General features: G+C 70.8%; 20 protein-coding genes. 12 read left to right on the forward strand and 8 right to left on the reverse strand.

Going from position 1 to position 20,919, the window contains the following annotated elements:
• Positions 1-55 precede the first annotated feature (55 nt).
• A complete protein-coding gene (locus BLR91_RS06085; protein WP_018191433.1) occupies positions 56-460 on the forward strand; it encodes a helix-turn-helix transcriptional regulator in 405 nt (134 codons plus the stop codon).
• Between the two features lie 88 nt (positions 461-548).
• Entirely contained in the window at positions 549-971 is a 423-nt protein-coding gene (locus tag BLR91_RS06090; protein ID WP_018191432.1) for a VOC family protein, read from the forward strand.
• 76 nt (positions 972-1,047) lie between these two features.
• On the opposite strand, the gene BLR91_RS06095 is transcribed toward BLR91_RS06090, so the two are convergent.
• The 3 genes from BLR91_RS06095 to BLR91_RS06105 are packed head-to-tail and all read right to left on the reverse strand — an operon-like array spanning position 1,048 to position 3,598.
• A complete protein-coding gene (locus BLR91_RS06095) occupies positions 1,048-1,992 on the reverse strand; it encodes a sucrase ferredoxin (protein WP_089876378.1) in 945 nt (314 codons plus the stop codon).
• Positions 1,989-3,344 (reverse strand): cupin domain-containing protein, encoded by a 1,356-nt coding sequence (locus BLR91_RS06100; protein ID WP_089876376.1) that lies wholly within the window; start codon positions 3,342-3,344, stop codon positions 1,989-1,991. The genes BLR91_RS06095 and BLR91_RS06100 overlap by 4 nt, the downstream gene beginning before the upstream one ends.
• Positions 3,344-3,598 carry a hypothetical protein gene (locus BLR91_RS06105; protein ID WP_018191429.1) on the reverse strand — a complete coding sequence of 85 codons (255 nt, stop codon included), beginning with the start codon at positions 3,596-3,598 and terminating at the stop codon, positions 3,344-3,346. The genes BLR91_RS06100 and BLR91_RS06105 overlap by 1 nt, the downstream gene beginning before the upstream one ends.
• A gap of 201 nt (positions 3,599-3,799) precedes the next feature.
• Here BLR91_RS06105 and BLR91_RS06110 point away from each other — a divergent pair, with 201 nt between their 5' ends.
• Genes BLR91_RS06110 through BLR91_RS06120 form a run of 3 tightly spaced genes read left to right on the forward strand, consistent with a single transcriptional unit; the run spans position 3,800 to position 6,446 of the window.
• Positions 3,800-4,747, forward strand: a complete 948-nt coding sequence (locus tag BLR91_RS06110) for a MetQ/NlpA family ABC transporter substrate-binding protein (RefSeq protein ID WP_089876374.1) — start codon at positions 3,800-3,802, stop codon at positions 4,745-4,747.
• Positions 4,747-5,790, forward strand: a complete 1,044-nt coding sequence (locus BLR91_RS06115; RefSeq protein ID WP_089876372.1) for a methionine ABC transporter ATP-binding protein — start codon at positions 4,747-4,749, stop codon at positions 5,788-5,790. Before BLR91_RS06110 ends, BLR91_RS06115 begins: the two co-directional genes overlap by 1 nt.
• Positions 5,787-6,446, forward strand: a complete 660-nt coding sequence (locus BLR91_RS06120) for a methionine ABC transporter permease (RefSeq protein WP_089876370.1) — start codon at positions 5,787-5,789, stop codon at positions 6,444-6,446. Before BLR91_RS06115 ends, BLR91_RS06120 begins: the two co-directional genes overlap by 4 nt.
• A 90-nt stretch (positions 6,447-6,536) precedes the next feature.
• On the opposite strand, the gene BLR91_RS06125 is transcribed toward BLR91_RS06120, so the two are convergent.
• Positions 6,537-7,808, reverse strand: a complete 1,272-nt coding sequence (locus tag BLR91_RS06125; RefSeq protein ID WP_231918834.1) for a citrate synthase — start codon at positions 7,806-7,808, stop codon at positions 6,537-6,539.
• Between the two features lie 19 nt (positions 7,809-7,827).
• Between BLR91_RS06125 and BLR91_RS06130 the strand changes: the two genes are divergently transcribed.
• Both BLR91_RS06130 and BLR91_RS06135 read left to right on the forward strand, forming a co-directional pair.
• Positions 7,828-9,000 (forward strand): citrate synthase, encoded by a 1,173-nt coding sequence (locus BLR91_RS06130; protein ID WP_026307214.1) that lies wholly within the window; start codon positions 7,828-7,830, stop codon positions 8,998-9,000.
• A gap of 50 nt (positions 9,001-9,050) precedes the next feature.
• Positions 9,051-9,566: a mycothiol transferase gene (locus BLR91_RS06135; RefSeq protein ID WP_089876366.1), complete on the forward strand. Its 516-nt coding sequence runs from the start codon at positions 9,051-9,053 to the stop codon at positions 9,564-9,566.
• Positions 9,567-9,584: 18 nt separating this feature from the next.
• Here the strand turns inward: BLR91_RS06135 and BLR91_RS06140 are convergent, their stop codons facing one another.
• A complete protein-coding gene (locus BLR91_RS06140) occupies positions 9,585-11,159 on the reverse strand; it encodes a bifunctional phosphatase PAP2/diacylglycerol kinase family protein (protein ID WP_231918835.1) in 1,575 nt (524 codons plus the stop codon).
• A 151-nt stretch (positions 11,160-11,310) separates the two neighbouring features.
• Between BLR91_RS06140 and BLR91_RS06145 the strand changes: the two genes are divergently transcribed.
• Both BLR91_RS06145 and BLR91_RS06150 read left to right on the forward strand, forming a co-directional pair.
• Positions 11,311-11,754 (forward strand): hypothetical protein, encoded by a 444-nt coding sequence (locus BLR91_RS06145; RefSeq protein WP_020077333.1) that lies wholly within the window; start codon positions 11,311-11,313, stop codon positions 11,752-11,754.
• A 119-nt stretch (positions 11,755-11,873) separates the two neighbouring features.
• On the forward strand, positions 11,874-13,175 hold the full coding sequence (locus BLR91_RS06150; RefSeq protein ID WP_172823253.1) for an MFS transporter: 1,302 nt from the start codon (positions 11,874-11,876) through the stop codon (positions 13,173-13,175).
• Between the two features lie 73 nt (positions 13,176-13,248).
• Here the strand turns inward: BLR91_RS06150 and BLR91_RS06155 are convergent, their stop codons facing one another.
• Positions 13,249-15,705 (reverse strand): ATP-dependent DNA ligase, encoded by a 2,457-nt coding sequence (locus BLR91_RS06155; protein WP_089876362.1) that lies wholly within the window; start codon positions 15,703-15,705, stop codon positions 13,249-13,251.
• Between the two features lie 99 nt (positions 15,706-15,804).
• Here BLR91_RS06155 and ku point away from each other — a divergent pair, with 99 nt between their 5' ends.
• Together ku and BLR91_RS06165 are read left to right on the forward strand one after the other, a co-directional pair.
• Entirely contained in the window at positions 15,805-16,740 is a 936-nt protein-coding gene (ku, locus tag BLR91_RS06160; RefSeq protein ID WP_020077335.1) for a non-homologous end joining protein Ku, read from the forward strand.
• Positions 16,737-17,708 carry a DNA topoisomerase IB gene (locus tag BLR91_RS06165; protein ID WP_018191417.1) on the forward strand — a complete coding sequence of 324 codons (972 nt, stop codon included), beginning with the start codon at positions 16,737-16,739 and terminating at the stop codon, positions 17,706-17,708. Before ku ends, BLR91_RS06165 begins: the two co-directional genes overlap by 4 nt.
• 83 nt (positions 17,709-17,791) lie before the next feature.
• Here the strand turns inward: BLR91_RS06165 and BLR91_RS06170 are convergent, their stop codons facing one another.
• The gene (locus BLR91_RS06170) at positions 17,792-19,213 is read right to left on the reverse strand and encodes an MFS transporter (RefSeq protein ID WP_089876360.1); all 1,422 of its coding nucleotides are present in this window, start codon (positions 19,211-19,213) and stop codon (positions 17,792-17,794) included.
• A 306-nt stretch (positions 19,214-19,519) separates the two neighbouring features.
• On the opposite strand from BLR91_RS06170, the gene BLR91_RS06175 reads away from it, so the two are divergent.
• The gene (locus tag BLR91_RS06175; protein ID WP_089876358.1) at positions 19,520-20,431 is read left to right on the forward strand and encodes a sigma-70 family RNA polymerase sigma factor; all 912 of its coding nucleotides are present in this window, start codon (positions 19,520-19,522) and stop codon (positions 20,429-20,431) included.
• A gap of 104 nt (positions 20,432-20,535) precedes the next feature.
• On the opposite strand, the gene BLR91_RS06180 is transcribed toward BLR91_RS06175, so the two are convergent.
• Positions 20,536-20,877 carry a DUF7882 family protein gene (locus tag BLR91_RS06180; RefSeq protein ID WP_089876356.1) on the reverse strand — a complete coding sequence of 114 codons (342 nt, stop codon included), beginning with the start codon at positions 20,875-20,877 and terminating at the stop codon, positions 20,536-20,538.
• Positions 20,878-20,919 lie beyond the last annotated feature (42 nt).

Below are 20,919 nucleotides of genomic sequence, written 5' to 3' on the forward strand. Positions count from 1 at the left end.
CACGCCCGTGACAGCGACTCTGCCGCCGCGAGACGCGTCCTGTTACGCTCATCCCGTGTCACCGGAGGAGCTGCAGACGCTCGCGCACCTGCGCCGGGCCAGGGACCTCATCGACCGCGACTACGCGAAGCCGCTCGACGTCCCGACCATGGCCGCGCGCGCCTACATGTCGCCCGCACACTTCTCCCGCCAGTTCCGGGCCGCATACGGCGAGACGCCCTACAGCTACCTGATGACCCGGCGGATCGAGCGGGCGATGGCCCTGCTGCGCACCGGGATGTCGGTCACCGACGCCTGCATGGCGGTCGGCTGTACGTCGCTCGGGTCGTTCAGCTCGAAGTTCTCGGAGATCGTCGGGATGACACCGACCGACTACCGTGCCCGCGAGCACGAGGCGGTGCGAGCGATGCCGGACTGCATCGCCAAGCAGCGCACCCGGCCCGTCCGGGCGCGGGCCTGAACCCGTCCACAGGCCGCCCGCGCGGGCAGTTATCCACCTGAGCAGTTTTGGAGAAGCGCGGCCGTTCCGGCGTTCCTAGAGTCGACTCATGACCGTTTCACTCCAGTACTCGCAGATCACCGTCCTCGACCCGGAGGAGTCGCTCGCGTTCTACCGCGACGCCCTCGGCCTCGACGTCATCCAGGACGTCACCTCCGGCGACCACCGCTGGGTCACCCTCGGGGTGGCCGGCGACGACGGCGCGGCCGTCGTGCTCAGCGACCCGCACGCGGGCCGCTCCCAGGCCGACGGCGACGCGCTCGCGCAGCTCGTCGTCAAGGGTTCCCTGAGCCCGATCGTCTTCCGCACCGACGACCTCGACACCGCTTTCGAGCGGGTGCGCGCCTCCGGCGCCGAGGTGCTCCAGGAGCCGATCGACCAGCCGTGGGGTCCCCGCGACTGCGCCTTCCGCGACCCGTCCGGCAACATGGTGCGCATCCTCCAGTCGACGCCCGCGACGCAGAACGCCTGAGCCGGAGGCCGGCGTGCGCGGCCGTTCGCCGCGCATGCCGGTCGCCTGCGCCGGCCGCGTGCGTCCGTCACCCGCGTCAGGTGTGGGCGACCGACACCGGAACGAACTCCCGGACCGGATGCGCGATCGTCGCGGCGCACGTGCTCAGCAGGGGCTCAGAGAGTCGCTCGCCCACCTCCACGGTGAGGCGATCGCGACCGTGGGCGAGCTCCACCGTCCAGCCGTGGGGATGCGGACGCTCCGCCAGCGGCCGGAACGCACCGATGCGGTCGTCTCCGGTGTCGGCCCGGGCGAACGCCTCCGCCGCCTGGGCGATGGTGCTGCGGCTGGTGCGTCCGCGCAGCAGCTCCAGCACCACGCGGCCCTCCGCGTGACGCTCCACGATGCGCGACGCGTCCTCGGCTCCGACCCGACCGTAGAGGAGGCCCTCGGGAAACACGACCATCGTCGCGGCGAACCGGTCGCCGCCCAGATGGGAGCACTCCCACGTCAGCTCGGGATGCTCGGCGGCCAGGGCCTCCACCACCGGGCGTCCGCGCACGGCGCAGCACTGGTCGTGGCGAGCGTGCGCGCACACCGCGTAGATCGGCGCCTCGCTCGGCTCGCCGGAGCTCCCGTCGAGCGGGAGAGTCAGGAGTTCGGCCGGGTCGTCGACCTGCCCCCAGTTGATGCTCTCGCGGCCGGGACGCGAGTCCACCAGCGCCCAGCGCCACGAGGTCTGGTCGCGGCGGAGCGGCGCGCGCAGCCGCGTGCGCCGGATCGCCAGCGGACGGATGCCCGCCTCCTCCGCCCGCGCGACGATCCGGGCGCCGAGCGCGGGATCGAGCGCCGAGTCGAAGAACGCGTGGCGACCCCATCCGCTCTCGATCTCCACCAGCAGCCAGCGCTCACCGAAGCCGGCCGTCCCGGCCAGCGGGTCGTGCCGCTCCAGGGCGCGATCGCTGCAGGGCAGCCACCCGGGGGTGCCATGCCCGGCGGATGCGCGCGCCGGTCCGGCGAGATCCGGCGGAAGGCCGGTCACGTCGCCGTCGCGGTCCCGAAGTCGGCGGTCGCGCTCCGCTCGCCGTCGCTCGAGACACCCGCTTCGTCGGCGGGGTCGACGTCCGGGAAGGCGGCGTCAGCCGGGTCGGACACCAGAATGACGATCCCCTCACGCAGCAGCCTCCGCGCCACGACGACCGCCGAGCGCTCGTCGAGCGGCAGTTCGCCCACGGCGACCGGTGACCCGTCCAGCAGACGCTCGACCGCTGCTCGCGCGGCGATGGGCAGCGCGACCGTCTTGGTCGGGAGCCGCACGGTGACCGTCTCCACCTCCACCGTGACGTCGACGCCGAGACCGGGCCGTGCGGCGACCACACTGTCGACCGACAGCTCGTCGGCGACCGCGATCGTCGCCAGCGGCCGGACGGCCGCGGGCGGGGTGTCCGACCGCTGGCGGCGCCGCAGGCGGTCCGTCACTGCGGCGGCGACCGCGGACCGGGCGGACGGGTCGCTGAGTGCCTCGATCAGCGCATCCACCGTCTCCTCGACGATGGGTGCGATCGCCGCGGGGTCGGACGGGTCGAAGCCGAGCGGAAGCGAGCTGCGCAGCGCGGCGGCGTCCGCCGCTCGGGCCACGGCCTCGCGCACCACGTCGTGTCGGGTGTACGCGGCGACGCCGATGGTCAGGTGCACCGAGACGCCACCGAGCGCCTCGGCCGAGTGGATCCACCCGCGCGGGAGGTAGAGAACGTCGCCGGGGCGGAACGTCTCGTCGATCGCCGGCGCCTCCTGGGCGCGGGCGGCGACGGCGTCGCGGTGGTCGCTCCACGGCTGGTCGCGCAGCGGGTCCACATGCACCGGCTCGTGGATGCGCCAGTGCTTCTCCCCGGCGATCTGCAGCACGAACACGTCGTGCACGTCGTAATGCGGATCGAAGCCGCGGGAGGACGCGGGCGTGATGTACGCGTTCACCTGGGCGGGATGCCCGAGCTCGGTGGCGAGCTGTCGCGCGAACTCCTGGATGGGCGGCCAGGTGCGGTGCAGCCCCTGGAGCACGAGGGTCGCGCCGTTCGCGAACTCGGCCAGCACCTTCGCGGAGTCGAGTTGGTCGCCTACCTCCGCACCGAAGCCGCCGGGGCCGGTGAACCGCGACGGCGGGAGGACGGAGCCCTCCTTCGCCATGCGGACGAACGGGGTGCGGATCGCCCGGGACGAGACCAGCTCATCCACGGCGTCGACGCTGAAGAGGTCGGAGAAGTCCTCCGGGAGCGCGGACGCGCGGGTGAACAGTGGCTTCCGGCCCCAGTGATCGGTCGCGAACTCCTCGCGGCCGATCGGCACGCAACGCGAAAGCGCGGGCCGGTCGCCCGGCCCGCGCTCGTGGGTCGTCATCAAGCGGACCCGTCGGCTCCGCCGTCGTGGCCGCCGGGGTTCGCTCCGCCGTCGGCCGGGCCTTCGCCTGCGGCCGAGCCGTCGGCTCCGCCGTCGTGGCCGCCCGGGTTCGCTCCGCCGTCGGCCGGGCCTTCGCCTGCGGCCGAGCCGTCGGCTCCGCCGTCGTGGCCGCCCGGGTTCGCTCCGCCGTCCGCGGGGCCTTCGCCGCCGCCGACCGCGTCGGTGCTGATGTCGTCGTCGTTGATGTCGCTCATTCCGTCTCCACTCCGTCTGCGGGAACGCTGACCCCACTCACCCTACGCGTGGCCCACCGCGACCGTAAGGGTCGCTGGATGAACGGGCGGCGTCACATTTCGCAAGACGTTTTGACCACTGTCGTCGGCTCGGGAGAGGCTCGGAGGTGCCGCCACAGCGCTCGCCGGCACATCCCCCCTTCACGAGAGAGAGGCACCGCCATGTCCGACGCCACCCCGTCCACCCCCGCGCTCCCGGAGAAGCCGAAGCGCTCCCGCACCGGCCTCTTCGTCGGCATCGGCATCGCCGTCGTCGCGGTGATCGTGGCCATCGTCCTCGTCGTCGTGAACCTCACGGGATCGGGGGCCGCCACCGCCAAGAGCGTCACGGTGAAGATCGGCACAACGGAGGCGTCCTCGCCGTACTGGGCCGTGCTGAAGAAGGAGGCGGCGAAGGAGGGCATCGACATCCAGACCGTCAACTTCCGCGACTACACGCAGGCGAACCCGGCGCTCGCCGACGGTCAGCTCGACCTGAACCTGTTCCAGCACCTGCAGTTCCTCGCCAACTACGACGTGCAGGCGAAGCAGAACCTGGTGCCGATCGGCGCGACCCTCGTCGTCCCGCTGCCGTTGTACTCGACCAAGCACACGAGCCTCGAAGACATCCCCCAGGGCGGCAAGATCGCCATCCCGAACGACCCGACCAACCAGGCGCGCGCCCTGCTGGTGCTGCAGAAGGCCGGGCTGCTGAAGCTGAAGAACGGCGGCAGCACCCTGGCCACCCCGGCCGACATCGACGCCGCCGCCTCGAAGGTCACCGTCATCCCGGTGGACGCCGCCCAGACGGCCCCGGCGCTCAGCTCGGCCGACGGCGCGATCATCAACAACAACTACGCCCTGACCGCGGGCATCGACCCGAAGTCGGCGCTGTTCCAGGACGACCCGAAGTCGGAGACCGCCGAGCCCTACATCAACGCCTTCGTCGCCCGCGAGAAGGACAAGGACAACCCGACCTACCTGAAGATCGCGAAGCTGTACCACACCAAGGCGGTGACGGATGCGGTGCTCGCCGAGTCGAAGAACACGGCGGTCATCGTCAACCGTCCCGAGTCCGACCTGATCGGCATCCTCGACGACCTGAAGAAGACCATCGAGGCGGCGCAGTAGTGCCCGACACGGCCACCGCGGGTCCCATCATCGAGTTCCGCGGCGTCACCAAGAGCTTCGGCTCTGGCGGCGCCGCGGTTCCCGCCGTCGACCGGCTCGACCTCACGATCGGCCGCGGCGAGATCTTCGGGATCATCGGCTACTCCGGCGCGGGCAAGAGCACCCTGGTCCGGCTGATCAACGCGCTGGAGCATCCCACCGCGGGGGCCGTGATCGTCGACGGACGCGACCTGACGACCATGCGGGAACGCGACCTGCGACAGGTCCGCGCCGGCATCGGCATGATCTTCCAGCAGTTCAACCTGTTCCGCTCGCGCACCGTCTTCGGCAACGTCGCCTACCCGCTCAAGGTGGCCGGGTGGCCGGCCGACAAGCGCAAGCAGCGGGTCGCCGAGCTGCTCGCCTTCGTCGGCCTCACCGAGAAGGCGTGGAGCTACCCCGACCAGCTCTCCGGCGGCCAGAAGCAGCGCGTCGGCATCGCCCGCGCGCTCGCGACGAACCCCGACATCCTGCTCGCCGACGAGGCCACCAGCGCTCTCGACCCCGAGACCACGTCCGACGTGCTCGCCCTGCTGAAGCGGGTCAACCGCGAACTCGGCGTCACCATCGTCGTGATCACGCACGAGATGGAGGTCGTGCGCTCGATCGCTGACCGCGTCGCGGTGCTCGACGCCGGCCGGGTGATCGAGCAGGGCACGGTGTTCGAGGTCTTCTCCGACCCGCAGACGCCGACGGCCCGGCGGTTCGTGGGGACGGTGCTGCGCAACCAGCCCGCCGAGGCGGACATCGAGCGCCTCCGCGGCAAGCACTCCGGGCGGATCGTCTCGGCGCGCATCCACGACGACGGCCGCCTCGGATCGGTGCTGTCAGACGCGGTAGGCCGCCACAACGTGCGCTTCGAGATCGTCTACGGCGGCATCTCCGCGCTGCAGGGCCGATCGTTCGGCAGCCTCACGCTGGAGCTCCTCGGCGAGCCGGGCGACGTGGATGCGCTGATCGCCGAGCTCCGCACGGTGACCGAGGTCGAGGAGGTGGCCGCATGACCGACTGGTCGACCCTGTGGCCGGTGTACCTGGAGTCCATCGGCCAGACGCTGTGGATGGTCGTCGCCACCCTGGTGCTCGGCGGCATCCTCGGACTCGCGCTCGGCGTCCTGCTCTACACGACGCGGCGCGGCGGACTGCTCCAGAACCGGGCGCTCTTCACCGTGCTGAACGTCGTCGTCAACTTCATCCGGCCGATCCCGTTCATCATCTTCATGACCGCGATCGCGCCGCTGACGCAGCTGGTGCTCGGCACGTTCCTGGGCACCCCGGCGGCGATCTTCCCGATGACGATCGCGGCGACCTTCGGCATCTCTCGGATCGTGGAGCAGAACCTCGTCACCATCGAGCCGGGCGTCATCGAGGCGGCGCGGGCGATGGGGTCGAGCCCGTGGCGGATCATCACGACGCTGCTCATCCCCGAGGCGCTCGGCCCGCTCATCCTCGGCTACACGTTCATCTTCGTCGCGATCGTCGACCTGTCCGCCATCGCCGGCAGCATCGGCGGCGGAGGTTTGGGCGACTTCGCGATCTCGTACGGGTACCAGCGCTACAACTGGGCGGTGACGTGGATCGCGGTCATCACGATCGTCGTGCTGGTGCAGGCGGCGCAGTTCCTCGGCAACTGGCTGGCGCGCAAGGCGCTGCGGCGCTGACCGCCGATCCGTGGGTCGCAACACGCCGTTGAGGCGTCGCTGTAACGGCGTGTTGCGACCCACGGATGTGGTGGACGGGCGCGGCGCCGGTCACGGGCCGACGTAACGGCCGACCGGCCGCAGCCGCAACGGCCGCTGTGCGTACTCGTCGAGGGCGTGCACGATCCAGCCGACGGTGCGGGCCGTGGCGAACACGACCTCGCCGGCGTCGTCGCGCATCCCCGTCGCGAGGGTGAGGGCGCCGAGGGCGAGGTCGACGTTGGGATGCGCGCCGGTGCGCTCGCGGACCACGTCGCCGACGGCCTCCACCGCGGCAGTGACGGCAGCATGGCGCGGCTCGTCGGCCAGCATCCCGAGCAGGATGCGCGCCCGCGGATCGCCCGCCGGGTACAACGGCTGGCCGAATCCCGGAACGGGTCCGTGCGTTGCGACCACGGCGTCGGCGACCGCGCGGGCCGGGTCCTCACCGGCGACGACGCGCGCCAGAAGCTGGTGCGCCGCCCGGCTGGCGTTGCCGTGCAGCGGCGAGTCGAGCGCGCCGAGTCCCGCGACGACCACGCCGTACGGGGTGGCGCGGGCCGACGCCGCGGCGCGAGCAGCGAGCGTGGAGACGGCGATGTCGTGGTCGAGGAGCAGAACGAGGGCGGCGTTGAACAGCCGGATGTCGTTGGCCGACGGCGCCGCGGGGGAGAGCCGTGCGAACAGGCGGGAGGCGAGGTCGGGCTGGCCATTCGCGTTCGATGGCGCATCGGTCGGCCCCTGGTCGATGCTCCGCCTCGGCGCGAGCACCTCCACCATCCCGGCGACCAGGCGCTCGGCGGCGGATGCCACGGCGGCCGGGTCGAGGGAGGCGCGCAGCGGGTCGGAAGCCGCGAAGGCGCTCACCGCGACCAGCTGGCGGTCGCGGTCGCCGGCCGCAGCGGGGAGGGCGCGGGCCACGGCCCGCGCAGCGTCGACGCCGGTTCCGGGAGCGAATCGCGCCGCCGCATCCCATTTACCGGTGAGCGCCCAGCGCGCGACGGTCTCGAACGGCTCGGCGGCGAGCTCGTCGACGGGACGGCCGCGATAGCGCAGCTCGCCGTCCTCGATGAGGGCGAAGGCGGTCTCGATCACCATCAACGGGCGACCCTCGGAGTGGCCGCCGTCGGCGGAGGGACGGCGGCGCCTGTTCGCCGCGAAGCGCTCGACCTCCAGAGGGTCGAAGGTCGAGCCCTCCGCGGTGCGTTCGCGTCCGAGCCGACCGCGCGCGACGTACGCGTACAGGGTCTCCAGCTTCACGCCGAGCCGCTCGGCGGTCTGGTCGGCGGTGAGGCGGGGGAGCGCATCCATATTGATCCGATCAACGTTGACGATGTGTTGCATCCACGTTCACACTACCGATATGGACAGGATGGATGACACCCTCATCGACGTTCCCCGCGGCCTCACCAACGTGGTCGCGGCGCGGACGGAGCTCGGCGATGTGCGCGGTCACGAAGGCTTCTACCACTACCGGCAGTACTCGGCCGTCGACCTGGCGCGCGAGCGGACGTTCGAGGAGGCGTGGCACCTGCTGCTCTTCGGGTCGCTGCCGACCCCGGCGGAGCTGGAGGCGTTCCGCGCGCGCATCGTGGCGGCCCGGTCGGTCCCGTCCGAGGTGCGCGACCTGCTCCCGGCGATCGCCCGGTTGACAGCGGGCGGGGACGCGCTGGCCGGTCTGCGCATGGCTCTCACCGCGGTTGCCGCGGCCGACGGGGCGCGTCCGCTGTACGACGAGAGCCCGGAGGCGCGGGTGGAGGACGCCATCCGCACGGCCGCGGTCACGCCCGTCCTGCTCGCCGCGCTCCACGCGCTCGCGGAAGGACGTGAGCCGCTCGAACCCCGGGACGACCTGGGATACGTCGCCGGGTACCTCCAGCTGGTGACGGGTCGCGAACCGACGCCGCAGGAGGAGCGCGCGCTGAGCGCGTACATGACCGCGGCGATCGACCACGGGTTCAATGCCTCCACATTCACCGCCCGCGTGATCGCGTCGACCGGGGCGGATCTCGCGTCGGCGGTCGGCGGGGCGCTAGGCGCGCTGTCCGGGCCCCTGCACGGCGGCGCGCCGAGCCGAGCCTTGGACACGCTGGATGAGATCGGCACGCCGGACCGGACGGACGAGTGGGTGCGGCGCACGCTCTCGGAGGGTGGCCGCGTGATGGGGTTCGGGCATGCGGTGTACCGCACGGAGGATCCGCGTTCGCGCATGCTGCGCGAGTTCGCCGAGGGTTTCGGCGGCCCGCGGGTCGAGTTCGCGGTGCAGGTCGAGCGGCGGGTGCAGGAGCTCCTCGCGGAGCTGAAGCCCGGGCGGGAGCTGCACACGAACGTGGAGTTCTACGCGGGCGTCGTGATGGAGCTCTGCGGCATCCCCCGGTCGATGTTCACGCCGACGTTCGCCGCCGCGCGGGTGGTGGGATGGACGGCGCACATCCTGGAGCAGGCGGCCGACGGGAAGATCCTGCGGCCGTCGTCGCGGTACGTCGGCCCGGCGGCACCCGAGCCGCTTCCGGCGCGGGAGGCCGCCGTTCACTGAGCGGAGCGTGGGCGGCGTATCGTGCGGGGCAGACGATGCGAGGAGGATACGTGACCGCGAGCAGTGAGCTTCTGATCGATGCATTCGACCGGATCGCGGGGGTGGTGCGCAGCACCGTCCGCGGATTGGACGCCGAGACCTTGGGAGGCCGGGTCGACCCGGACGCGAACTCGATCGCGTGGCTGGTCTGGCATCTGACCCGGGTGCAGGACGATCACGTCTCCGAGGTCGCCGGCCGTGCCCAGGCGTGGACGGAGGAGGGATGGGCGGAGCGCTTCGCCCTGCCGTTCGACGTCTCCGACACCGGGTACGGCCACAGCTCCGACGATGTCGCGCAGCTCGCCGACGTGAGCGCGACCGACCTGGTCGGGTATCACGAAGGGGTGCACGCACGTACCGAGGAGTTCGTCCGAACGCTCACCGACGACGATCTCGCCCGCGTCGTCGACCGGCAGTGGGATCCGCCGGTCACGCTGGCGGTGCGGTTGGTCAGCGTGATCTCGGACGACCTGCAGCACGCCGGCCAGGCCGCGTATGTGAAGGGCGTGCTCCAGCGCCGCGGCTGACCGCGCCGTCGGTGCGCGTCACGCCTTCGGCGAGTACACCTTCAGGCCCGCCGGCCGCATCCGGAGGGTGATCTTCCGGGGGTCGCCGGGTGTCTCGGTCGACGCCTCACCGTCGTGCGCGTAGCCCGGGTCGTCGCCCCGCGCCGCGATGGTGATCTCCTCGACGGTCCGCGCCTCGAGCGCGGGCGGCCCCTGCAGGAACGGCAGCCGGGCGACCAGGGCGTCGGTCCTGCCGCCGAAGGCGAGGGCGACCGCGCCGCGGGATCGCGGCTTCCCGCCGGCGAACAGGATGCGCACGTCGAGCAGGTGGTCGTCGAGCCGCCGCCGCTCGATCGGCGCGACCGCGACCGGGTAGTACCGGTCCACGCCGACGAACACCGACCAGACCGTTCGCGGTCGCCCGTCGATCTCGATCTGCAGGGGATCGCCGCGGCGGACGACCCGGATCGCCGCGATCAGCGCCGCGATCGGCTTGCCGAGCCGCTTCTCGTGCTTCTCGCGCTCTTCGACGAACGACGGGTAGATGCCGACCGAGGCCGTGTTCAGCACGGTGATCGTCTCGCCGGTGCCGAAGGTCAGGTCTGCGACGTCGACCTGGCGGCCGGACCCGTCGGCCAGCGCCTGCAGCGTCGCGTCGACGGTGTCGAGCAGGGCGGCCTTCGCGAAGTGGTTGAACGTCCCTCCTGGGAACACCAGGAGCGGGAGGTCCGCGGCCCGAGCGCGTTGGGCGACCGCCGCGACCGTGCCGTCACCGCCGTAGACGCCGAGCACGCGCGGCGGCGTCTCCGCACCGAGCCGGCCCTCGATCACCTCGCCGATGTCGTCGCCGTCCGCCAGCTCGTGGATGTCGGCCTGCGGCAGCCTTTTCCGCAACAGCGGCCCTGGCTCCGGGCCGCCGAGCCCGCGACCGGAGCCCGGGTTCACCACGATGAACACGCCATCGCCGGTGTCGATCGCCGGGAGGTCGATCATGCGTGCCGTGGGCGGGTCGCGGCGCGCGGCGGTCTTCACCGCCGGGGCGGCGAGCTTCAGCGCGACGGCGGCCCCCGCGCCGATCGCCGCGCCCCCGGCGACGTCGGACAGCCAGTGTGCTCCGGTGTGCAGGCGCGAGTATCCGACGCCCGCGGCCAGTGGCGCGAGCAGCGCGCCGGCCGCGGGCCACTCCAGCGCCGCCCCGGTCGCGAAGGCGGCGGCGCTCGCCGTGTGGCCCGACGGGAACGACGGCGAGGTGGGGGAGCGCTCCAGCCGACGCGCGAGCGGGATGGACGTGAGCGCCGGCCGGTCGCCGCCGACCAGTCGCTTGCCGACCAGGTTGGCGACGAAGCTGGCGATGCCGAGCGAGGCGAGCCCCCGCACCGCCGCCCGCGGGCGGCCCAGGGCGACCAGGACGGCCGCCGCGGCGAACCACAACTTGCCGTGGTTGGCCGCGAGTGTGAGGCCGCGCCAGAACCCGTCCGACACCGCGCCCGTCGTGCGCGCGTTGATGCGTGACGCGACCCTCGCATCCCACCTCTTGAGGCGGGCGGGGAGCGAGAGGCGACGGGGAGCGCGGCGCGAGGTGCGCGATCGGGTGCGACGACGGGATGCTGCCATACCGCCAACGTACGCCGGGCCCGCGTGGTGAGGCGCTCATCGCCGCTGTCTGTGGAGAACACCCGGGGTCGCGGAGCTGTGGACGATTGCGCACGACCCGCCCTGTGGACGGCCTCTGCGGGACGTCGCCGCGGGCGGTAGGATCGACGGCGTGAGCACGCACGTCATCTCCCAGCCCAACGAACAGCAGCGCGACGTCGTCGGCAGCGACGAGCACGGCACGCTCGTCCGCAGCCTCAGCACGACCCTTCCGACGGCCCTCGGCAACCTCCTCGCCACGATCGTCGTGCTCGCGTCGCTGGTCATCGGCGTGTGGAGCCTCGTGGCCACCTGGACCGGCAACGCGGAGGACTTCCTGCCCTTCTTCCAGGTCACGGTCGCGGCCACCGTCGTGTCGCTCAACGCGCTCTACGCCCGCCGCACGTTCAGCTACGTCATCACGCTCATCGGCGCGATCCTCTGGCTCTGGGTCTCCGTGACACCGTTCACCCCGTTCTTCCAGGTGCTGCTCCAGGCGATCACCGTGGTGATCATGCTCGCCGGCGTCGTCTTCTCGACCGCCGCGGTGCGCCTCAGCAAGCAGCCTCGCTTCTGAGCACGGACCGGCAGCGCGGGACGGACCCGCACCCGAGCTCCGACCGGACCAGCACCGACCGGACCGGCCTCCCCGACCCGACCGCCCCCGCGGACCCCTCGGCGCCACCGGCCGAGACACTGTCGCGGCGTCGCCATTTCGTCGACCTCTCGCCGCTGCGCGAATCCCCGGCCTTCGCCCGGCTCTGGGCGGGCGGTGCGATCTCCGGCATCGGCTCGCAGATGACCATCGTCGCGGTCGGGCTGCACATCTACGACCTCACGCACTCGACGCTCGCGGTGTCGCTGGTGGCGCTGTTCGCCCTGGTCCCGATGATCGTCTTCGGCCTCTACGGCGGCGTCCTCGCCGACGCCTTCGACCGGCGCACCGTCGCGCTGGTGACCGCGATCGTCGCGTGGTCGTCGACGGCCGCGCTCGCGCTCCTGGCGTGGATGCACATCCCGGTCGTCTGGCCGCTGTACGTCATCACGACGATCAACGCCGTGGCCGGAGTGATGATCGGGGCGACCCGCCAGGCGATCACGCCGCGACTGCTCCCGGTGAGCCTGCTCCCCGCGGCCAGCGCCCTGGGCGGCATCAGCCTGGGCGTCATGGTGACCGTCGGCCCGGCGCTGGCGGGCCTGCTGGTCGCGACGGTCGGCATCCCGTGGACGTACACGGTGGATGCGGTGCTCTTCACGGCCGCGTTCCTGGGCATCTTCACCCTCCCGTCCATCGTGCCGGAGGGCGAGCGGAAGAGCGCGGGCCTCTCCTCGGTGCTGGAGGGTCTGCGGTTCCTCCGCACCGCGCCGAACCTCAGCATGACGTTCGTGCTCGACGTCATCGCGATGACGTTCGGTCAGCCGCGTGCGCTGTTCCCCGCGGTGGGTGCGCTGCTGATCGGCGGCGGACCGATCACGGTGGGCATCCTCACGGCAGCCGGGGCGGTCGGGACGCTGCTCTCGAGCGTCTTCTCCGGGCGGCTCGGCGGGGTCCGCTGGCAGGGCCGCGCGGTCGAACGGGCCATCATCGTCTACGGGGCCAGCATCCTCGGCTTCGGGATCGTGCTGGCGGTGGTCGCCTTCACCGGCACGGCCGGCGGCGGCGCCTCCCTCGTCGAGGCGAACCTGCCCGCACTCATCGCGGCGACGGTGCTGCTCGCCGCGTCGGGAGCGGCCGACAACGTCAGCTCGATCTTCCGGATGACGATCCTGCAGGCCTCCGCGCCGGATGCGATGCGCGGCCGGCTCCAGGGCGTGTTCACCGTCGTCGTCACCGGCGGTCCGCGCCTCGGCGACCTGTACATCGGTGTGCTCGCCGTGACGGGTGCCCTCTGGTTCCCACCGCTCCTCGGCGGCCTGCTGATCGTCGTGCTGGTCGGCGTGATCGCCCGCATTCAGGGCTCGTTCCGCCGCTACGACGCGCTCGCGCCGACGCCCTGAATCCCTCGCCGAAGTGCACGTCGTGGTCGCTATTCGCGCGAAATAACCGCCACGACGTGCACGTCGACGAGGATCACGACTCCCGGACGACCTGGTCCGGCCGCTTGTCGGGCCGGAGCCCGCGCCAGGACGGCTGCCGCAGTCGCCCGGGCCCGGTCCACTCGGCGAACTCGACCTCGCCGACGAGTTCCGGCCGCACCCAGTGGGCGCCGCGCGCGTCGGCGGGCGGCACACCCTCCAGAGGCGGCGTCTTGCGCTCGTGCGCTCCGAGCTTGGCGGCCAGGTCATCCAGGACGCGGTCGGTGAATCCCGTCCCGACCTTGCCGACGTAGCGCAGGGTGCCGCCGTCCGGGATGCCGAGCAGCAGCGCTCCGATGGTGTTCGCCCGGCGCCCGTTTCCGGGGGTCCACCCGCCGATGACGACCTCCTGCGTGAGGTGGTGCTTGATCTTGATCCACGAGCGCGAGCGCCGGCCGGTCGCGTAGGTGCTGTCGCGGCGCTTGGCCATGACGCCTTCGAGGCCGAGCTCCCGGCTGGATGCGATGGCGTGCTCGAGGTCGCCGTCGAACGCCGGCGGCACCTGCACCGGGTCGCCGCGGTCGGGCCGCAGCACCTCGCCGAGGAGTTCACGGCGCTCGTCGTAGGTGTCGCGCGTGTGCTTCCGCCCGTCCACCTCCAGCACGTCGAACACCATGTAGTGCGCGGGCGCTCGTGTGAGGGCGGACTGCACGTCGGCGGGCCGGGTCAGTCCCATTCGCGTCTGCAGCAGTCCGAAATCGGGCCGCCCCTTCGGGTTGAGGGTGACGATCTCGCCGTCCAGGACGAGGTCGTGGTCGCCCGCGAGGTCCACGAGCCCGGCGAGGTCGGGATACGTGACGGTCACGTCGTTGCCGTTGCGGGTGGTGAGCCGCAGCCGGCCGCCACGCACCTCCGCGATGGCCCGGATGCCGTCCCACTTCATCTCGAACGCCCACTCGTCCTCATCGGTCACGTCGACCTGCGAGCCGAGCGTTGCGAGCATCGGGGAGACCGGGTCACCGGTGATCGCCGGACCCGGCTCGCGGGACGTCGCCGCGGAGGCGCGCTTCGATCCCCCCTTGGCCCGATCCTTCGACTCCGAATGTCCGTCCTGCCCCTCCGTCTTCATGAGGTGGATGAGCCAGTTCTTCTCGTCGCCGCCTTGCGCCGTGCGGATGAGCGCGAACTTCCGCGGCTCCCCGCCGAGCCCGCCGTCCGGCTGGCCGTGCAGCGTGGCGATCACCTCGTCGTCGCGCCACTTCTCCAGCTCGTAGTCGCCGTGGTCCCAGATGTCGACGTGCCCGGCGCCGTACTCGCCGTGCGGGATGTCGCCCGCGAAGCTGCCGTATTCGAGCGGATGGTCCTCGGTGTGCACCGCGAGGTGGTTCTGCTTGGTGTCGGTCGGCGTGCCCTTCGGCAGCGCCCAGCTGACGAGAACGCCGTCGTTCTCGAGCCGGAAGTCCCAGTGGAGTCGCCGGGCGTGGTGCTCCTGGATGACGAACGAGCGTCCCTCCCGGGCAGCGGGCCGCTCGGCGGGAACAGGTTCGGGGGTCTTGGCCGCATCCCGCATCGAGCGGTAGGTGGAAAGCCGATCCGGCTCCGACGCGTGACCACCGTGCCCGGCGGAGAGCTCCGCCAGCGGGTCTCCCCGGCGCTTCAGCCGCTGCATGACCTCGCGGTAGTCCAGGTGCTCCAGGTTCTTGGAGGCGAGCTCGCGCCAGGTGCGAGGCGCCGCGACGGTGGGATGGAAGCGGCCGCGCAGCGAGTACGGCGCGATCGTGGTCTTCGCGCCGTTGTTCTGGCTCCAGTCGACGAGCACCTTCCCGGCGCGTAGCGACTTCTTCATGTCGCTCACGATGAGGTCGGGATGGTCGGCTTCGAGCGCGCGCGCCAGCTCGTGCGCCACCGCACTGATCTGGTCGCTGGTCTGCGACCCGTCGAGTGCGGCGTAGAGGTGGATGCCCTTGGAGCCGGAGGTGACCGGCATCGGGTCGAGCCCCATGTCGGTGAGGATGGCGCGGGCCAGCCGGGCGACCTCCGCACAGTCGACGAGGGTGACGCCGTCGCCGGGGTCGAGGTCGAGCACCAGCCGGTCGGGGTTCTTCCGCTCGCCGCCGCGCCCCACCCGCCATTGCGGCACGTGGATCTCGAGGGACGCGATCTGCGCCAGCCAGATGAGCGTCGCGCGGTCGTTGACCAGCGGGTAGGTGTTCGTGCTGGTCTTGTGGGTGATGGATGCCTGGCGCACCCAGTCCGGGGTGGAGGCCGGGTCGAGGTTCTTCTGGAAGAACACCTCCGCCGGGTCGTCGGGCGTCCCGACGCCGTGCACCCAGCGCTTGCGCGTGGCGATCCGGTCGCGCACGTGCGGGATCATCACGTCGGCGACGGCGTTGTAATAGCCGAAGATGTCGGCCTTCGTCGTCCCGGTCTCCGGGTACATGACCTTGTCGAGGTTGGTCAGCTTGAGGCGGTGGCCGTCGATCTCGACGACCTCGGTGTCCTGCGCGGCCATGCCCTCACCGTACGCCCGGGCCGTGCGGTCGCGGATGCGTTCCGGCGCATTCCCTGATCATGGCTTGAAAATGCGACACTTGCCGGACACGATGGGCACATGAGGGCCATTTGGACGGGCGCGATCACCTTCGGTCTGGTCAACGTTCCGGTGAAGGTATACAGCGCGACCGAGGATCACGACGTGCCGTTGCACCAGGTGCACGACGCGGACGGCGGCCGCATCCGCTACCAACGGCGGTGCGAGATCGACGGCAAGGTGATCCCGTACGAGCACATCGTCAAGGCGTACGACGACGGTGAGCGCACCGTCATCCTGACCGCCGAGGACATGGCGTCGCTGCCCTCGGAGCGCAGCCGCGAGATCGACGTGGTGGAGTTCGTCCCGAACGACCAGCTCGACCCGCTGATGTTCGACCGCAGCTACTACCTGGAGCCGGACTCCAAGTCGTTGAAGGCGTACGCGCTGCTGCGGAAGACGCTGGAGGACGAGGAACGTACGGCGATCGTGGAGTTCGCCCTCCGCCAGAAGACCCGGCTGGGCGCGCTGCGCGTGCGCGGCAACCTGCTCGTGCTGCAGACGCTGCTCTGGCACGACGAGATCCGGGAGGCCGACTTCCCGTCGCTGGACCAGACCCCGCGCATCTCGGACCGCGAGCTGCAGCTGTCGAGCGCCCTGATGGAGAGTTTCGCCGGCGATTTCGAGCCGGAGAAGTTCAGCGACGAGTACCAGGACGAGCTGCGCAAGCTCATCGACGCCAAGCTGGAGCAGGGGGAGAGCGTCGACACCGCCGCCACCTTCGGCGAGGAGGCGGAGGAGAAGAAGGGCGGTGGCGAGGTCATCGACCTGATGGAGGCTCTGCAGCGCAGTGTCGAGCGCAGCCGCTCGTCGAAGTCCTCTGGCGAGAAGTCCGACGAGAAGAAGCCTGCGGCGCGGAAGAGCTCCGCCTCCGGATCGAAGTCCGCCTCATCGAAGTCGTCCACCGCATCCACGCGAAAGGCCCCGGCCAAGAAGTCTGCGAAGAAGCCCGCGTGACGCGGCTGAAGCGCAGCAACCCGTCCGGCCCCGGCTACCACCGGAGGATGACGGATTCGGGACCGGTGTACGAGGACGAGGCGGGCAACACGATCGTCGACGAGCGCGAGCTGGAACGCATCCGCTCGCTCGTGCTCCCGCCCGCCTGGCAGGACGTGTGGATCTCGCCGGACGCCCGCGGGCACATCCAGGCCGTTGGCACGGACCAGGCCGGCCGACGGCAGTACCGCTATCACGACTCGTGGAGGCTGCACCAGGATCGCGTCAAGTTCGAGCGGGCCGCGCAGCTGGCCGAGACCCTGCCGTCGGCGCGCCGCAAGGTGACCATGGACCTCCGGGAGGAGGGGTTCGGCCGGGACCGCATCCTCGCCGCAGCCTTCCGCATCATCGACCTCGGCAGCGTCCGGATCGGCAGCGAGGAGTACCTGCATGCCAACGGCAGCCGGGGGCTCACGACCCTGCTCTGCCGGCACGCCCGCATCGAGGACGACGACATCACGCTGACGTTCCCCGCGAAGTCGGCGCAGAAGTGGACGAGCACGATCACCGACGCCGACCTGGCGGAGCTGCTGCGGCAGATCCAGGCGCTCCGTGGCCAGCGCTCGCGGCTGCTGTCGTGGAAGGACGGCACCTGGCACTCCATCCGTCCGGCATCCCTGAACGAGTACATCCGCCGGCAGACGCGGGGCGAGTTCACCGCGAAGGACTTCCGGACGCTGCACGGCACGATCGTCGCAGCGGAGGCGCTCGCCGAGCTGGGTGTCGCCGGCTCGGACTCCCAGCGGAAGAAGCGGATCAGCGCGGCCGTGAACGAGGCGGCCGCGGCCCTCGGCAACACGCCGGCGATCGCGCGCAACAGCTACATCGACCCGCGCATCTTCGACCGTTACCGCAGCGGCGAGGTCATCGACACCTCCGGCGGTCGCGCGCCGGAGCCCGCCCTTCTCGAACTGCTCTCCACCAGCTGACACACGCCAACAGCTCCTGAGTTTTTCGCGCGACACGCCGTCGCGGGGGCGAAAAACTCAGGAGCTGTCGGCGTGGGACCAGGTCAGCGCTTGGCGGGTGCCTGCGCCTTCGTCGAGGCGGAGAGCGGGGAGGCGATCTCCTCCAGCGACTTGCCCTCCGCGTTCACGCCGAGGAACAGCTCCACGAGCCCGGCCGCGATCATCAGCCCGGCCCCGATGTAGTACCCGATGACCACCGAGTGGATGCCGCCCTCGATCAGGTTCCCGAACAGGATCGGGCCGATGATGCCGCCGATGCCGGTTCCGACCGCGTAGAAGAACGCGATCGCCATGGCCCGGGTCTCCATCGGGAAGATCTCGCTGACGGTGAGGTACGCCGCGCTGGCGCCGGCCGACGCGAAGAAGAACACGACCATCCAGCAGGCGGTGAGCCAGAACGCGTCCAGCACACCGGAGTCGAACAGGATGGCCGTCCCGACCAGCAGGACGCCGCTGCCGACGTACGAGAGGGTGATCATGAACTTCCGCCCGACCGTGTCGAACAGGTGACCGAGCAGGAACGGCCCGAGGAAGTTGCCGATCGCGATCGGGACCAGCGCCCACGGCGCCACGTCGTCCGGGACGTTCAGCAGCTTGGTGAGCACCAGCGAATAGGTGAAGAACACGGCGTTGTAGAGGAACGCCTGGCCGATGAACAACGAGAGGCCGAGCACGAACCGCTTCGGGTACTGCGTGATCGCGACGCGCACGATCTCGCCGAAGCCGGTGGAGCGGCGCTGGTGGATCTCGATCTCGCGGTCGCTGGGCACCGCTTCGAGCGTCTGGTGGGTGTCCTTCTCGACGCTCTCCTCGATCTCGTCGACGAGTTTCTCGGCCTCCTCGTCGCGACCGTGGATGAACATCCACCTCGGCGACTCCGGCACGTTCCGGCGGACCAGCAGGATGACGAGGCCGAGCACCGCGCCGAGACCGAACGCGATGCGCCAGCCGATGTTCGGGGCGAAGATGTCGGTGTTCAGCAGGAACACGGTGAGGATGGCGCCGAACGCCGTGCCGAGCCAGTAAGACCCGTTGATGGCCAGGTCGACCAGTCCGCGCCGCCGGGCCGGGATCAGCTCGTCGATCGCGGAGTTGATGGCCGCGTACTCGCCGCCGATGCCGGCGCCGGTGAAGAACCGGAACAGGAAGAACATCCACGGGGTGACGGCGAACGCGGTCAGCACCGTCGCCACCAGGTAGAGGCCCAGGGTGATGATGAACAGCTTCTTGCGGCCGAACCGGTCGGTCAGATAGCCGAACACCAGGGAGCCGGTACAGGCGCCGGCGACGTAGATGGCCGCCGCGAGTCCGACCTGGGCGGTGGTGAGTCCGAGGCCGCTGTCGGGTTCGGTCAGGCGGCTTCCGATGGCGCCGACGATGGTCACCTCGAGGCCGTCCAGGATCCACACGGTCCCGAGTCCGACGACGACGAGCCAGTGGAAGCGGGACCAGGGGAGGCGGTCCATGCGAGCGGGGATGGCTGTGCGGATCGTCTTCAGCGACGCCGCGTTCCTCTGCGATGTGTGAGCTGTCACTCGGGGGACTGTACGGGTCCTGTGTATCCGAAGGGAGAGCCTTGACAAACCGGCGTTCACTTGTTCTCAGGGTCCGGTAGCGCACCGCTGGTACCCCTGTCAACCCCTTGTTGGGGTACGGGGTGCATTGCTTATCGTGGCTAACGAACCACCGACCCGGAAGGCGAGGTGGCGCACCCGAACTGAGAGCACAAACGATGGTCGCCCGTGCGTACACGGGCTGAATGGGATGACACGATGACGACGCTCGAAGTTACCAGCGACCCGGTACGGGACTACCTCAATGCCATCGGCCGCACGCGGCTGCTGACCGCCGACGAGGAAGTCGCCCTGGCCAAGAGGATCGAGGTGGGAGTGCTGGCCGGAGAGCGGCTGGCGATCCGCCCGAACCTGACCCCCCGCGAGAAGCGCGAGCTGCAGTACCTCGCCGATGACGGCAAGCGCGCGTTCGAGCGGTTCATCGAGGCGAACCTCCGCCTGGTGGTGAGCATCGCCAAGCGCTACGCCGGCCGCGGCCTCCCCGTGATGGACCTCATCCAGGAGGGCAACCTCGGTCTCGTCCGCGCCGTCGAGAAGTTCGACTACCGCACGGGCAACAAGTTCTCCACCTACGCCACCTGGTGGATCCGCCAGTCGATCCTCCGCGGGATCGCCGACACGGCCCGCCTCATCCGCATCCCCGTGCACACGGTGGAGAAGATCGACAAGCTGGACCGCATCCGCCGCGACCTGGGCGGGGAGCTGGGCCGCACGCCCACCCTGGAGGAGATGGCCGAGGCCTCGAACCTCGACCCCGCCGAAGTCCACAAGCTGCAGATGAGCGACTCGGAGACCGTCTCGCTGGCCGTGCCGGTCGGCGAGAACGAGGGCGCCGAGCTCGGCGACCTGATCGAGGACGGCGACTTCGCCGGTCCGCCGGAGGCCGTCGAGGTGGAGTTCCGTCACCGCGACCTGGAGGAGCGCCTCCGCGAGCTGCCGCCGCGCGACGCGAAGGTCGTGCGCATGCGCTTCGGCCTCGACGGTCACAAGCCGATGACCCTCGACGAGGTCGGCGAGGTGTACGGCATCACCCGTGAGCGCGTCCGCCAGCTGGAGACCCGCAGCCTCAAGCGCCTCCGCTGCCCGGAGCTGCTCGAGTACCTGCGCTGAATCGAGAGCACGAGAAGAAGGACCCCGCACCTGATCGGTGCGGGGTCCTTCTGCGTGTGGATGCGTGTGGATGCGGTCAGCGGGATGCGGTCAGCGGGATGCGGTCAGCGCCCGGGAGGCGAATCCGCGTCCACCTCGTCCGCGCCGAGCGCGCCGATCTCCTCGGTCAGCTGGAGACCCTGCGAGCTGTTCGACGACGCAGTCAGCTGCTCCAGCCACGCCTTGTTGATGCGGGGGTACCGGCCGCCGCTGTAACGGAAGAGCAGCGGGATGGCCGGGTCGATCCAGATCGCACTGCGACCGTCGCCGACGCCCTGCTCGTCGCGCCAGGAGAAGAAGAAACCCTCCTTGCGGCGGAGCTTCAGTCCGATCACGATCTGCAGGTGCGCCAGCACCCGGTCCTCGAAACCGATCTCGGTGGTGCCACCGTAGACGAGCTTGCCCATAGGAAAAACGTACAGGATGGTTCCCCCGTTCGATGCGACGCC

Origin of the sequence: Leifsonia sp. 466MF (genome assembly GCF_900100265.1) — a bacterium.
GTDB lineage: Bacteria > Actinomycetota > Actinomycetes > Actinomycetales > Microbacteriaceae > Leifsonia.

Coding starts and splice junctions, on each gene's coding strand:
- BLR91_RS06090 (WP_018191432.1), top strand. CDS start 549: ATGACCGTTTCACTCCAGTACTCGCAGATCACCGTCCTCGACCCGGAG.
- BLR91_RS06100 (WP_089876376.1), bottom strand. CDS start 3,344: ATGACGACCCACGAGCGCGGGCCGGGCGACCGGCCCGCGCTTTCGCGT.
- BLR91_RS06105 (WP_018191429.1), bottom strand. CDS start 3,598: ATGAGCGACATCAACGACGACGACATCAGCACCGACGCGGTCGGCGGC.
- BLR91_RS06110 (WP_089876374.1), top strand. CDS start 3,800: ATGTCCGACGCCACCCCGTCCACCCCCGCGCTCCCGGAGAAGCCGAAG.
- BLR91_RS06120 (WP_089876370.1), top strand. CDS start 5,787: ATGACCGACTGGTCGACCCTGTGGCCGGTGTACCTGGAGTCCATCGGC.
- BLR91_RS06125 (WP_231918834.1), bottom strand. CDS start 7,808: ATGCAACACATCGTCAACGTTGATCGGATCAATATGGATGCGCTCCCC.
- BLR91_RS06130 (WP_026307214.1), top strand. CDS start 7,828: ATGGACAGGATGGATGACACCCTCATCGACGTTCCCCGCGGCCTCACC.
- BLR91_RS06140 (WP_231918835.1), bottom strand. CDS start 11,159: ATGGCAGCATCCCGTCGTCGCACCCGATCGCGCACCTCGCGCCGCGCT.
- BLR91_RS06155 (WP_089876362.1), bottom strand. CDS start 15,705: ATGGCCGCGCAGGACACCGAGGTCGTCGAGATCGACGGCCACCGCCTC.
- ku (WP_020077335.1), top strand. CDS start 15,805: ATGAGGGCCATTTGGACGGGCGCGATCACCTTCGGTCTGGTCAACGTT.
- BLR91_RS06170 (WP_089876360.1), bottom strand. CDS start 19,213: ATGGACCGCCTCCCCTGGTCCCGCTTCCACTGGCTCGTCGTCGTCGGA.
- BLR91_RS06175 (WP_089876358.1), top strand. CDS start 19,520: ATGACGACGCTCGAAGTTACCAGCGACCCGGTACGGGACTACCTCAAT.
- BLR91_RS06180 (WP_089876356.1), bottom strand. CDS start 20,877: ATGGGCAAGCTCGTCTACGGTGGCACCACCGAGATCGGTTTCGAGGAC.